This is a genomic window from Mesorhizobium sp. GbtcB19, from assembly GCF_019091085.1.
GTDB lineage: Bacteria > Pseudomonadota > Alphaproteobacteria > Rhizobiales > Rhizobiaceae > Mesorhizobium.
On sequence record NZ_JAGXJY010000042.1, the window covers coordinates 1 to 13312 of the forward strand.

The 13312-nt window shown below is 63.9% G+C and carries 8 protein-coding genes; 2 read left to right on the forward strand and 6 right to left on the reverse strand.

What is annotated here, in order from left to right; translation table 11 throughout:
• Positions 1 to 3582: VCBS domain-containing protein (locus KVT37_RS31250; protein ID WP_217578875.1), on the reverse strand; the 3582-nt coding region annotated here is incomplete at its 3' end.
• Between the two features lie 350 nt (positions 3583 to 3932).
• Here KVT37_RS31250 and KVT37_RS31255 point away from each other — a divergent pair.
• Positions 3933 to 4850, forward strand: coding sequence for a transglutaminase-like cysteine peptidase (locus KVT37_RS31255; RefSeq protein WP_306797040.1), 918 nt, complete (start codon positions 3933 to 3935; stop codon positions 4848 to 4850).
• Positions 4851 to 4880: 30 nt separating this feature from the next.
• Here the strand turns inward: KVT37_RS31255 and KVT37_RS31260 are convergent, their stop codons facing one another.
• The 5 genes from KVT37_RS31260 to KVT37_RS31280 all read right to left on the reverse strand — a co-directional run bounded on the left by KVT37_RS31260 (position 4881) and on the right by KVT37_RS31280 (position 11559).
• Positions 4881 to 5522 (reverse strand): ribbon-helix-helix domain-containing protein, encoded by a 642-nt coding sequence (locus KVT37_RS31260; RefSeq protein WP_217578877.1) that lies wholly within the window; start codon positions 5520 to 5522, stop codon positions 4881 to 4883.
• Positions 5512 to 6801, reverse strand: a complete 1290-nt coding sequence (locus KVT37_RS31265) for an HlyD family type I secretion periplasmic adaptor subunit (RefSeq protein ID WP_217578878.1) — start codon at positions 6799 to 6801, stop codon at positions 5512 to 5514. The genes KVT37_RS31260 and KVT37_RS31265 overlap by 11 nt, the downstream gene beginning before the upstream one ends.
• Positions 6802 to 6816: 15 nt before the next feature.
• The gene (locus KVT37_RS31270) at positions 6817 to 8949 is read right to left on the reverse strand and encodes a type I secretion system permease/ATPase (RefSeq protein WP_217578879.1); all 2133 of its coding nucleotides are present in this window, start codon (positions 8947 to 8949) and stop codon (positions 6817 to 6819) included.
• A gap of 39 nt (positions 8950 to 8988) precedes the next feature.
• Positions 8989 to 10377, reverse strand: coding sequence for a TolC family outer membrane protein (locus KVT37_RS31275; RefSeq protein WP_254634387.1), 1389 nt, complete (start codon positions 10375 to 10377; stop codon positions 8989 to 8991).
• Positions 10378 to 10788: 411 nt separating this feature from the next.
• Positions 10789 to 11559 (reverse strand): SDR family NAD(P)-dependent oxidoreductase, encoded by a 771-nt coding sequence (locus KVT37_RS31280; protein ID WP_217578881.1) that lies wholly within the window; start codon positions 11557 to 11559, stop codon positions 10789 to 10791.
• Between the two features lie 198 nt (positions 11560 to 11757).
• On the opposite strand from KVT37_RS31280, the gene KVT37_RS31285 reads away from it, so the two are divergent.
• A complete protein-coding gene (locus KVT37_RS31285; RefSeq protein ID WP_217578882.1) occupies positions 11758 to 13071 on the forward strand; it encodes an NAD(P)H-dependent oxidoreductase in 1314 nt (437 codons plus the stop codon).
• Positions 13072 to 13312: the final 241 nt, after the last annotated feature.

Sequence of the window (13312 nt, forward strand, 5' to 3'; positions counted from 1 at the left end):
GCCGGCGAAGCTCTGCGTGTCGGTGGTCGAGCCGGCCGGGCCGGTGCCCGAGCCGTTGATGCCGTTGGTGGCCGCCGCCAGGTAGCTCTCGTCCACGTTCAGCGTCGGCGCCGGCGTGCCGCTCAGCGCGATCGTAGGAACATCGTCCGTGATGTTGATCGAGATTGTCGAGGTGGACGTATTGCCAAAGCTATCGGTTACCGTGAACGTGAACACGTCCTGCCCGGGCTGCAAGTTCGCGCCGTCGTTGCCGGCCGGCACATTCGCTTCCGGCTTGGTCAGCGTATAGGTGTAGTTGCCGTCCGCGTCGACATGCAGGATGCCGTACGTGCCATTGATGTTGGTGCCCACATTGCCGGTGACGTCGTTGCCAATGCTGCCGGCCTGAACACCGGTCACGGTCGCGCCGTCGGGGTCGAAGAAGGTCAGCGTGCCCGTCGTCGTCTCCGAGCCGTCGCCCGCATGCGAGCCGTCCACCGTGCCGGGCCCGAGGTCGCCGGCCGGCGGCGTCGTGTCGATGCCCGCTTCGTTGACCGCCGCAACTTCCGGCTTCACCAGCGGCTGGCTGCCGGTCACGTCGATCGTCAGCGTCGCCGGCGAGGTGTCGCCGTCGCCGTCGGTGATCGTGTAGTTGAAGACGTCGGTGCCGGTGGGCGTATTCGGGTTGGCCTGATAGCTGTAATCGCCATTGGCGTAGACCGTCAGCACGCCATGCGCGCCCGTCACCGTCGTCACGCCGTTGCTGGTGACCGCACCCGTCCAGGCGATCGACGCGATGCCGTCCGCGCCAGCCGTGTCGGCCGCGCCAGTGCCGTGCGTGCTCGTGCCGGTCTCGACATTGCCCGTCACCGTCTCGCCGGACTGCGCAGCGTCCGTATCGGCTTTCGCCGTCGGCACGTCGTCCTTGATCGAAATGGTGATGGTAGAGGTGTTGGTGTTGCCGAAGGCGTCCTGCACCGTATAGGTGAACGCGTCCGTGACCGGCTCGATGTTGGCGCCCTGGGTATGACTTGCGTCGATCTCGTTGGTGGTCAAGATGTAGGTGTAATGACCTGAGCTGTCGATCGTCAGATAGCCGTATGTGCCCTGAATGTGGGTCGAGCCGTCGGCTGCGCCCGAGCCGCCCGTGCCGCTGGCGCCGGTCACGACCGGGCTGTTCGGATCGCCAAGCGTCAGCGTGCCGGTGGCCTGTGTGGCGGGAACCGAGGGACTGGAACCGGTCGCCAGACCGGCCTCGTCGACCTGGCCCGTGGCCGGAACCGGCTGCGGCTGGCCGTTTGTCACGTCGATCGTCAGCGTTGCCGGCGAGGTGTCGCCGTCGCCGTCGGTGATCGTGTAGGTGAAGACGTCGCTGCCCGTCGCCGCGTTCGGGTTGGCGTGATAGCTGTAGCTGCCGTCGGCCTGGACCGTCAGCACGCCATAGGTGCCCGTAACTGTCGTCACGCCGTTGCTCGTGACCGAACCGGTCCAGGCGATCGACGCGATGCCGTCGGCTCCGGCGGTGTCCGCCGCGCCGGTGCCATGCGCGCTCGTGCCGGTCTCGACATTGCCCGTCACCGTCTCGCCGGACTGCGCCGCATCCGTGTCGGCCTTGGCGGTCGGCACGTCGTCGATGACGTTGATCGTCAGGGTGCCCAATGCGGGCTGGCCGTCGAGGTCGGTCACCGTGACCGCGAAGCTCGGATTGGCCTCGACGTTGGGGCCATTGTCGCCGGCGGCGGCGAGATAGTCCGCCGTCAGCGTGTAGGTGTAGTGGATGGTCCCGGTGCCGGTCGCGCTATCATAGGTGTAGTACGCGCTCACCTGGCCGTTCGACCCCGGACCCGCCGTGAACACGGTCGGGCTGCCGGCATCGCTCGACAGCGCATTGCCGCCCAGCGACACCGAGCCGACGCCGTCCGGAGAGGAGAACGAGATCGTGCCGCTCGTCGCGTTCGAGCCGTCATGCAGCGTACCGGTCGCGAGGCCCGCCTCGTTGACGACCGCGCCGTCGGCGCCGGCGGCCGGGATGTCGCCCAGCTTCGGCGGCTCGTTGCCGATATTGATCGTCAGCGTGGTGCTCGACTGGTCGCCGTCGCCATCCGTAAGCGTGTAGTGGAACACGTCGCTCACGCCGCCGGGCGTGTTCGCCGCGCGGTCATAGGTGTAGTGGCCGTCCGAATAGAGCGTCAGCGTGCCGTACTGGCCTGCGATCGTGGTGCCGGTGACGGCGGACGTCACATCCTGCGGCGCACCCGTGCCATATGCCGAGGTCACGCTGGCGCCGTCGGCGCCCTTCACGTCCGCGCTCGTGGCCGGGTCGGTCTCGCCGGCGCCCGTCATCACGTTGCCCGCGATCTCCGCATGGCTGCCTGCCGCGACGCTGTTGGCGTCCGGGTTCGCCGTCGGCACGTCGTCGACGATCTGAACCGAGAGCGTGCCCGGAAGCGAGACGTCGCCGTCCGAGTCGGTGACGGTCACCGTCATGTTGTCGAAGATGGAATCGGTTCCCGCGCCGGGATGAGGTTCGCTATGGAGCAGCGTGTAGGTGTAGCTCACCTGGCCGGTGGCGGGATCGTAGCCGTTGATGGTCAGCGTGTTGCCGAGCGGCGTCGTGATGTCGATCGGCGTCGTCCCGCTGTTGGCGAGCGCGGCGGCCGAGATCACCTGGCCGTTGATGTCCACCGACCCGATGCCGTCGGGCGAATTGATGGTGAAGGTCCCGGTGTTGTGTTCGGAGGGGTCGTTGTCGACCGCGCTGCTGGTGCCCGCTTCGCCGGACCCCGTCGCGCCGGCGGTCTCCAGACCCTTCTCGTTGACGGTGGTATCGCCGCCGTCGACGGAAGGCGTCAGGTCGAGGATCGTCGGCGTGGAATTCTCGCGCACGAGACCCGGGAACAGGTCGCGGTGCTCCGGCTGGCCGAACGACAGATCCGTCGGCGGCAGGAGGGCGGTGAGGCCGAAGCCGTCGCCGATGCCGCCGGGAGGCTGTTCGAAATTTCCGCCCGCGCTGCTTGGCGAGCCGTTGCCGCCGGCCGAGATCGAGCCGTCGGCGCCGAAAGCGACATCGACATGGCTTGCTTCAAGAGCGGCGATCAGGGCGACGCGCGGCACCTCGACGTCGCCGAGGATGAAGGTCGGCACGTTGAGCGCACCGTCCTTGATGACGATCTCGGATCCGTCGGGCTGTACCAGCACGAGGTTGTGCCCGTCGACCTTGATGTTGTCGATTGAGACGTTGGCCGGGAGTTTCACGACATTGCCGGCTTCGGCGTGATATTCATGCGGAACATTCGTAGCCGCCGCATTCGCCGCCGGTGCGTTGCCTGCCGGCGCGTTTGCGGCCGGGGCGTTCGCTGGATTGGAAGCCGGAGCATTGGAGGCGGGGGCATTCGCATCGCCCGCCGGCTGGTTTGCCCCTTGAGCATTGGCGGCGCCTTGCGCCGGAGCGCCGCCGCCGACATCGACCGGCACCGGCTCGCTGGCCGCCTGGCCGGTTGTCGCCTGCGCGACCTGGACCCCCGTCGGGATGTGATTTTCACCAGCGCTGGTGTGCTCGTCCCAGGAATTTGAAACGGCGTCGAATTCGATAGTGTTCGTCATAGCCAAAACCCCTCCGGCATTTCCCGGAAAGAGACATGCGGGGCGGGGACTTTGCAACAGACCATCAATCTATTTCATATACTGCAATATGTAGAGATTCGCATTTTTTACACTTGGTAAATCCTGATGATATATCCAGATATGCCTTTCCTTAAGGAGTTTGAAATTGGCCGTTGCTCGCGTCGCGAGTTTGGTAAATGAAAGTATAAATTTGAATAAAATTTGATTGAAACTAGAACAGGGTGATTCGCTCAAATTTACCCACCTTCATTTCCGATAATTTGAGACAAGATTGATAGCGTCCACAGTCAAAGGTGGGCGTTATGAAAATACAAAAAGCAGCTCCGGGGATGACGGGGATCAAGATATTCTTGCTGGCAATCGGCCTTGCCGTTCCAGCAGATCCATCATCGGCGAGCCCGAATTCAGCCGCGGATCCAGCCCTGCAAACGCTGATTGCACCGGCCAGCCTGGGCGGCGTTTCACTGGCCCGGCCGCAGCCCTGGCAGCCGGCCGCCGCCTACCGGATCGCGGAGATTTCGGCTGGCTATGCGCCGGCACTCGATGAGGTTTCGACCGTCGCGCCGGATGCCGGGATCGACCCGATCCACACCGCTGCGATCATCCCCGGTGTTTTCGGCTCCGTCGCTTTGTCGATGCGTAATTTCCCGGTCGCGGCGCGCTGGGCTCCCGTCTACAAAGCCATCGTCGACTGCACCGCGGGCAGCCCCTGTGATCGCGAGAGCCCGGCTTTCGCCGAGATCATCAACATTGCCGCGAACAAAGGTTTTCGCGAGAAGATGTCCTTCGTCAACAGCAGCATCAACCGCCTGATCGCCTATCGCAAGGACAGCGTCGTCTACGGCAAGCTCGACTATTGGGCGAAACCTTCGGAAGTCCTCGAGCATCGCGCTGGCGATTGCGAGGACTTCGCCATCCTCAAGATGGCAGCGCTGCTGCGAGCCGGCATCCCGGCGCAGAGCATGTCGCTGGTGGTGCTCCAGGATCGCCGCCGCAAGTTCTTCCATGCCGTTCTGTCGGTGAGCACCGGAAGCGGCGCCTTCATTCTCGACAGCCTCAGCAACGCCGTCATGCGCGACAGCGATCTGCCCGACTATGTTCCGCTCTATTCCTTCAGCACCGATCGTGCCTGGATCCATGGCTCGAAATCCGGTGCGCAGATGGCCGACATCGCCGGCGGCTTCGCGACAGTAGCGCCCGGCGAAGGCTCGCCGGAACCATCGGTCGCTTCGAACCTGAGGCAGTAGCCGGAGCGTTCAACGTCCACGCAAAACGCACTAGCCGTTGAAGACGAAGGCCATTAGCAGTTCGGGCTCCGCGACAGGCGCGCGCACGGCGCTGAGTTGGCCGCGATAACGGCGGTCGCCGGCGCCGATGACGAAGCCGGTGCTGACGGGCGTATCGCCATTGGCGTCGAGCCGGGCGAAGATGTCGGGAACGTTGAGGTCGAGCGCCAGTTTCAGGTCCTGCCGCCCATCCTCGCCGGGCGCGCTCGGCAATTGACGCCTGACCAGTTGCTGGAACGGTGTGTTGAAAGCCAGGATCTTCTTCGACGAGGACAGCGCGAAGGCGGGCGAGGGGCAGGCGATAAGGATCGCGTTGATCGTGCGGATCGAAGCGAGCTTGCGCAGTTCCATGCTTTCCTCGGCAAGGCCGCGCATGCAGGCGACTCGGATCGCCGAGGTGAGATTGCCGTGGTCGGGATGCTGCTCGGCGATCTCCTCGACCAGCATGCCGATTGTGCATTTGCGGCTTTCCGCCATCTGCTTCAGCGACACCCAGAAGGCGCGTTCCAGCCGGATACCGCGACGCACGCCGCCGCGCGCCACGACCCGGAACTCCGGGCCGAAATCCTCGGCCACGAGCGCCGGCAGCAGCCGTTCGCGCGGAGTGTCGGGCTGGGTGGCGCTATCGCTCACTCATCGCCTCCTGACGCGCCTTGTTGATGGGCTTCAAAAGATAATTGAGGATCGTCTTGCGTCCGGTCTTGATGTCGACCGAGCAGATCATGCCGGGGATGATCGAGTAGGTCTTGCCGTTTCTGGTCAGCGTCGATTTCTCGGTGGCGACCCGCACCTGGTAGTAGGGCTCGCCGGTCTTCTGGTCGACGAGACTGTCGGCGGTGATGTTGGACACCTTGCCCTCGATGCCGCCGAAGATCGAGAAATCATAGGCCGTAACCTTGATCAGCGCCTCCTGGTCCGGCTGGATGAAGGCGACGTCGCGCGGCGAAACCCGCGCTTCGACCAGCAGCGTCTCGGAGGTCGGCACGATGCCGGCCACCACCGCGCCCGGCTGCACGAAGGCGCCGAGCGTGTTGATGTCGAGCGTGTTGACGATGCCGTCGACCGGCGAGCGGATGTCGGTGCGCGCTACCTTGTCGGTGGCGCCGCGGATGGTTTCGTCGACCACGGAAAGATCGGCAAGCGCTTGCGTCAGGTCGCTCAGCGCTTCCTGCTGCAATTGCAGGCCGAGTTCGTTCACCTGAAGCTGCGCCTCGGTGATTGCCGCCTGGCTCTTCTTGATCGTCTCTCCGGCAAGGGTCAGCTGTCCGTGCAGGTCGGTCTGTTCCCGCTCGACACGGATCTGTTCGGTCCTGGCCATGAGGCCTTTCTTGACCATGGGTTCGACCAGTGCCGCTTCCTGGTCGGTGACGGCCAGGCTCTTGGACAGCCGGTCGGCGTTGGCGGTGGCCTCGTCCAGTTCCTTCTCGCGCTGATCGAGGCGCGATTTGAGAACGGAGAGTTTCACCTCGAAATTGTCACGGCGCGCGACGAGCAGTTTTTGCTCGTTGTCGCAGATTTCCGGCGCGACCTTCTGGATCTCCGCCGGGCACGGGAACGCCCCTTCGACATTGCCGCTCTGCTCGAATTGCAGCCGCGCGATGCGCGCCTGCAGCGCCCGCGCCTTGGCCTTCTCTTCGCCAAGGCTCGATGTGTTCCCCGAGTTGTCGAGACGGATGATGAGGTCGTTCTTCTTGACGGTCTGGCCGATCTTGACGGCGATCTCCTGCACCACGCCGGGTTCGCTGGCCTGGATGATCTGCGTCTTCGAAGCGGGGATCACCTTGCCGTCGCCGCGCGCGATCTCATCGACCTCGGCAAACGATGCCCACGCCGTGAAGCACACGAACAGCGCGCCTACGATGTAGACGGACGCCGAGGCGAAAAGGGGCGGGCGATCTTCCTTTGCAAGCATGTCTAAGCGTTCCGGTCAGGCATTGCCCTTCTGCAATGCCTGGATGACTTGTTCCTTTGGTCCGTCGGCGACGACGCGGCCTTGGTCGATGACGATGAGACGGTCGGCGAGTTCGAGCATGCTGTAGCGATGGGTCGACACGATCAGCGTCGTGTCACGGTCGAACGCCACTTTGAGCTGCTTGATCAACTGCCGTTCGGACGCGAGGTCCATCGAGCCCGACGGCTCGTCCAGGAAGACGATTTTCGGCTTGGTCAAAAGCAGCCGCGCGATCGCCACCGCCTGCCTCTGTCCGCCGGACAGATTGGTGCCCCGCTCGCCGACATTCATGTCGTAACCGCGCGGATGCCGCGAGACGAAGTCGTCGACGCCCGCGGCTTTCGCCGCCTCGATGATCTCTTCGTCGGTCGCTTCCGGTGCCGCCATCAGAAGGTTTTCCTTGATGGTCCCCGAAAACAGATCGCCGGCCTGCGCGACGATGCCGACCGCGGCGCGAACCTCCGACGGATGGTATTGGCGGATGTCGATGCCGTCGAGCAGCAGCTCGCCCGACGTCGGCAGGAAAAGTCGGCCGATCAGCCGGCCCATCGTGGTCTTGCCGGAGCCGATGCGACCGATGATGCCGACCCGCTCGCCGGGCCTGACCGCGATATTGAGCCCGCTCAGAACCTCGTTTTCCGTGCCCGGATAGGCGAAGCCGACATTCTTGAAGACGAGCGCGCCGCTGCGGATCGGCCGGTTGACGAAACCGACCGTGTCCGGGCGATCTTCCGGCTGCGACATGATCGTGTTGATGATCCTGAGCGACAGCATGGCCTGCCGGAACCGCGCAAGCGTGATGGCGATCTGGCCGAGCGGCGACACTGCCCGGCCGGCGAGCATGACGGTGCCGATGATGGCGCCTGTCGAGATCTGGCCTTCCGAGAACGCATAGGCGCCGGCCACGACCAGGGCGACCGTCACGAATTGCTGGATGGCGCCGGTGATGTTGCCCGCCGCCGACGAGAGCTCCTTGATCTTCTCGGAGGTGTTGGCCGCGTTCTTCGAGTGCTCGCCCCATTTGCGCAGGAGGTAGGCCTCGGCGCGCAGCGACTTGATCGTCTCCAGCGTGGAAATCGATTCGACCAGCAGCGCCTGGCGCTGCGAGGCCTCGTTCATCGAGGCGGCGACCCGCTTGCCGATCCGCCGCTGCGTGATCAGCCCGACAATGACGGAGATGACGAAGGCAAGTGCCGGTATGATCACCAGCCAGCCGCCGATGGCGTAGATCACAGCCAGGAAGACGAAGACGAAGACCGTATCGATGAAGACGCTGATGGTGTTGGAGGTGAAGAACTCGCGCACGAACTCATATTGCGTGACGCGATTCGCATACTCGCCAGTCGACCCGGGTCGGGCCGAAAGCGAAGAGTTCAGCACTTTTTCGAACAGCAGATAGGAAATCCGCAGATCCGCCTTGCGACCAGCATAGTCGATCAGCGACGCCCTGGCCGTCTTGAGCAGCAGGTCGAACAGGATGGCCGCGCCGATGCCGAGCGCCAGCACCCAGAGCGTTGCGATCGCCTTGTTCGGCAGGATGCGGTCGTAGACGTTCATGGTGAAGATCGGCGAGGCGATCGCCAGCAGATTGATGAAGACCGCCGACAGCACCACCTTGGAGTAGGTGCGCCAGAACGCCCCCATGGTGCCGGTAAGCCAGTGACGCCTTTCGATCCGCGCGGCTGTGCCGACCGTCATCTCTTCGGCCTGGTTGGCATAGGTGATCGAAAAGGACGTGCCGCCGCTGATGTAGCTATCGGCGAGTTCCGATCTGTCGATCGTGGTGCGGCCGTTTTCCTGCGGCGCCGTCAGATATTGCCCGCCCTCCGTCTCCGCCAGGAGAGCGACCGGCAATTGGCTGACGCGGAAGACGATGGCTGGAAGATCGAAGCGGCCGCGCAGGAAGTCGCGATGGCTGAAATCCTGGACCTCGAGGCCGATGCGTTCGGCCAGGTGACGGATTTCGTCCGGCTCGATGCGGGTGTCCGAAATCGGCACGCCGGCAAACAGCACTGTTTCCGCGCTCGGCCTGCCGAGATAGGCCGCAACAGCGCAGAAGCAGGCTTTGAAGGCCTCCTTGGGCGAAAGGATATTCGGTTGCTGGTTCACGATCCGCCCCGAAGGACTCAAGATCGATACTTACATTAACTACTTCTTCCTGACCGGCGCGAGGATGTCGAACGGCAGATCGTTCTTCTGTTCTGACGGCGTCCGCGCATAGGTCTCGGTATCGGCCGTTGCCGGCACACCGAACTCCGTCCGCGCATAGGCGTCCGCCTGCTTGGCCGGCTGGATGTTGAGCGTCTTCAGCAATTCCCCGGTTGCGGCCAGCAACCGGTATTGTGCAAACAGTGACGCGTAGGATGACGTGTCGGCCAGCGTCGCGGTGTTGAAGCGCGTGTTCTGGGCATCGAGCACATCGAGCAGCGAGCGCTGCCCGACCTTGAACTGCTCGCGATAGGAAGCGACGAGCTTTTCATTGGTGGCTGCCTGCTGCCGCAGCGTCTTTGCAAGCTCGGCCTGGCGGAAGCGGCGGTCCCAGGAGGTGCGGACGGCTTCCTCGATCTCGCGCTGCACCTGGTGCAGTGCAAGGCGCTGCTCGCTGGTGCGGCGGATCTGTTCCTGTTCATTGGCCTTGTCGATGCCGCCGCGATAGAGGTTCCAGCGCAGCACCACCCGGGCCTGCAGGTCGCTCGTGTCGCCATTGTCGCCGTCGATGTCATATCCGCCTCGGGCAACACCCTCGGCGGTGATCGTCGGGCCGTATTTCGCCCGCGCCGCATCGACCAGCGAAGCCGCTGCGTCGATATCGCTGTTGGCCATATGCACGCGCGGATTGTTCTGCCTGGCGAGCCCGATCGCATCGTCCAACGACCGCGGCAGGGCGGCTGAGACATCGGCCGGCCGCGACGCGCTGGTCAGCGGCTTGCCGACATTCTTGAAGAAGCGGATCTTGGCCGCCTCGAGTTCCTCGGTCGCCTCCTGCATCCGCGCCTTGGCGGCAAAGAGGCGTTCCTCGGCCTGCTGCCGGTCGGCGTCGTTGAGCGCGCCACCCGCGATGCCTTGCTTGATGTCACTGAGAATGGACTGATGGAAGCCAAGGTTCTTCTTGGCCTCGGCCACGATCGAAGCCTGCAGCATGTATTCCAGATAGTCCTGGACGACCGCGAGCCCGATGAATTCGGACCGTTCCAGAACCCGGAACGAAGCTCCATCGACCCGCGAGGCCTGGCGGTTCAATTCGGCCCGCCTTGCGCCGCTGTCATAGAGCGTCTGCGAGACAGTGAGGTCGGCTTCGTTCGGATAGAGAGCGTCGTGGGATTCGTCGAGCGCGCGCCTTGTGTCATTGTCCAGGCGGCGAACGCCGGTCGACCCTTCCAGATCGACGCTTGGAAGATACAGGCCTTTTGCCTGACGCAGCTCGAATTCAATCGCTTCGCGGTTTTCGATCGCCTGTCCAATCTCCGGATTGGATTCCACAGCGACTGCAACGGCTTCTTTGAGCGTGAGTGCGCTGGCGCTACCGCAAGCTAGCATCGACACCGTAACGACAAGCGCAAACCGCCAGCCGACGGTAATTTTACCCGTCCTGGTCATTTCTACCCCGTGACTATCCCCGCGCCATTTTGTTTTTATTGGCGCTCATTTGCCCAAGCCTGCCACCGGAGCTTGCGGCCAGTATCTATCAGATTTTTCGGGGATGTGAGCGCATAATGGATTAGGCACCACTTAAAAGGGTGATTCAGGGCATTAGAGCCAATGCCTGTAGCAAAAATGGCACAGAACCGAGTGCCGCTAGCGAGGGGCTGTCCGCCCAAAACAGGCCGCTATGGTTAATTATCCGGAACCAACGACGATTCGTGGAGCGGCCAGCCAAGGCATATTTCAGACGGCGCGGCATGATCCGATCGAACCGCGCGGGTCGCGTCCAGGCAGTTGAACAGCGCCCTAGGCCACTGACCAGCCGCCATCCACCAGGATATTGGCGCCTGTGATCAGCGACGCCGCCGGCGACGCCAGGAACACCACGGTCCCGGCCACATCGATCGGGTCGCCGATGCGGCCGAGCGGGATGTGTCCGAGAACGTGCTCGTGAAAATCCTTGTCGGCGAGCGAGGGTCGGGTGCCGTCGGTCCAGATGAAGGTCGGCGCGACGCTGTTGACGGTAATACCGTGCTGCGCCCATTCGGCGGCCAGGCAGCGGGTCAGATGGTTGATCGCGGCCTTCGACATGCAATAGATCGCTTCGCCTTTCAGTGTCACCGTGCCGGCTTGCGAGCTGATGTTGATGATGCGGCCGGATTTCCGTGCGATCATCAGCCGGCCGACCGCCTGCGTGGTGAAGAACGTGCCCTTCAAATTGACGTCGACAGTGAGGTCGAAATCCGCCTCGGTGACGTTCTCGGCCAGGTTTTCAGGCCCGAGCCCGACATTGTTGACCAGCACGTCGATGCGGCCGAAGGCGGCGTGCGCCTGCGCCACTGCGCTGCGCACCGTGGCAAGATCGGTCAGGTCCATGTGTACGGCGAGCGCCTTGCGCCCGATACGCTCGATCTCGGCGACGAGTTCCTCGCCGTCGGCGGCGCTGCGCACCCCGACGATCACGTCGGCGCCGGAGCCGGCGCAGGCGAGCGCGCAGGCGCGGCCGATGCCGCGCGTCGCGCCGGTGACCAGCACCATCTTGCCGTTCAGATCGAATTTCGGCGTGAAACCTGTCATTTCCAGCCTCCCCCTGCGTCAGCTCGTCCGACATTAGCCGGTCGCGCCGCGAAAGCCAGAAGGTCGCGGCTTTCTGGGAAAATCTGCTGCGGTTTTGCAAAGCATGCGCAAGAAATCGCCATGCCCGTCTGCTTTGGTTGGCAAACCGGGATCGTTCCCTGTAATGCGAGCCGGAGGCAAAAGCGTGGACCTTGTTGCATGACCAATGTCGCCCTGACCGGACTTGCCCGCGACCTCGCCAGACGAGCCGCCGAGGGCAGGCCGGTGCGCGTCGGCGTCATCGGCTCCGGCGAGATGGGCACCGATCTGGTTACCCAGGGCATGCTGATGCCCGGCATTTCGATCGCGGCCATTTCCACGCGGCGCCCGCACACCGCCCGCGAGGCGATCCGTATCGCTTATGGCGACGAGGCGATGGCCGCCGAGGCCGAAACCGCCTCCCGGGTCACCCAGGCGATCGAGGCCGGCCGCATCGCCATCACCTCGAACGAGATGCTGGTCACCAACCCGTTGATCGACGTCGTCATCGACGCGACGGGCAAACCGGGCGTCGCCGCCGATTTCGACCTGATGGCCATGGAGCATGGCAAGCATCTGGTGATGATGAATGTCGAGGCCGACGTGACCATCGGCTGCTACCTCAAGCAGCAGGCCGACCGGTTGGGCGTCGTCTATTCGGTCGGCGCGGGCGACGAGCCGTCAAGCTGCATGGAGCTGATCGAATTCGCCTCGGCGCTCGGGCTGACCATCGTCTCGGCCGGCAAGGGCAAGAACAACCCGCTCAACCACGACGCCGTCCCGGACGATTACCGGGAGGAGGCTGAACGCCGCAATATGAACCCGCGCATGCTGGTCGAGTTCGTCGACGGCTCGAAAACCATGGTCGAGATGTGCGCCATCGCCAACGCCACCGGGCTGGTGCCGGATGTTCCCGGCATGCACGGCCCCAGGGCCGATCGCGACCAGCTGGCCAAGGTGCTGGTCCCGAAGGAGGATGGCGGCCTGCTGTCAAGAAAAGGCGTGGTCGACTACACGATCGGCAAGGGCGTCGCGCCCGGCGTCTTCGTCATCGTCGAGGCCATGCATCCGCGCGTCGTCGAGCGCATGGACGATCTGCATGTCGGCAAGGGCCCTTACTACGGCCTGTTCCGGCCCTATCATCTGACCTCGCTGGAGGTGCCGCTCACCGCCGCCCGCATCATGCTTTCTGGCAAACCCGACATGGTGCCCCTGCCGAAGCCCGTGGCGGAAGTCTGCGCCGTCGCCAAGCGCGACCTTGCCGCCGGCGAGACCTTCGATGCCATCGGTGAGACCTGCTACCGCTCCTGGACCATGACCGTGGCCGATGCCCGCGCCAATCGCGCCCTGCCGGTCGGGCTGCTCGAAGGCGGTAAGGTGCTGAAGCCTGTCAGGAAAGGCGAGTTGCTGACGGCGCAGAATTCTGCGCCGGACCGGACGACGAAGCTCTACGCTTTGCGGCGCCTGCAGGATGAAATGCTCTACGGGGGCTGAAGCATCGCGCGTTTAGCAAGCGCCAACCGATCGCTTCGTCATCCACGGGCGGAGCAAGGAGCGAAGCGACGCGGCGCAGACCCGAGGATCCATTCCGTTACTTATGAGCGTTGCAGCGATGCAGAACGACCTCTGTTCTGCGCCGCCTCTGCCTTTCGCGCGAGGTCACGGAATGGCAACTGTGTTCATGCGAATGCGATTTTGTCCCTGATGATGGCGTTGAGGACGACCAGGAGCTTCC

What these genes read in the sequence shown, in the direction of transcription:
- KVT37_RS31255 (WP_306797040.1), top strand. Translation starts at nt 3,933, where the DNA reads ATGACGGGGATCAAGATATTCTTGCTGGCAATCGGCCTTGCCGTTCCA.
- KVT37_RS31275 (WP_254634387.1), bottom strand. Translation starts at nt 10,377, where the DNA reads ATGCTAGCTTGCGGTAGCGCCAGCGCACTCACGCTCAAAGAAGCCGTT.
- KVT37_RS31285 (WP_217578882.1), top strand. Translation starts at nt 11,758, where the DNA reads ATGACCAATGTCGCCCTGACCGGACTTGCCCGCGACCTCGCCAGACGA.
- KVT37_RS31265 (WP_217578878.1), bottom strand. Translation starts at nt 6,801, where the DNA reads ATGCTTGCAAAGGAAGATCGCCCGCCCCTTTTCGCCTCGGCGTCCGTC.
- KVT37_RS31280 (WP_217578881.1), bottom strand. Translation starts at nt 11,559, where the DNA reads ATGACAGGTTTCACGCCGAAATTCGATCTGAACGGCAAGATGGTGCTG.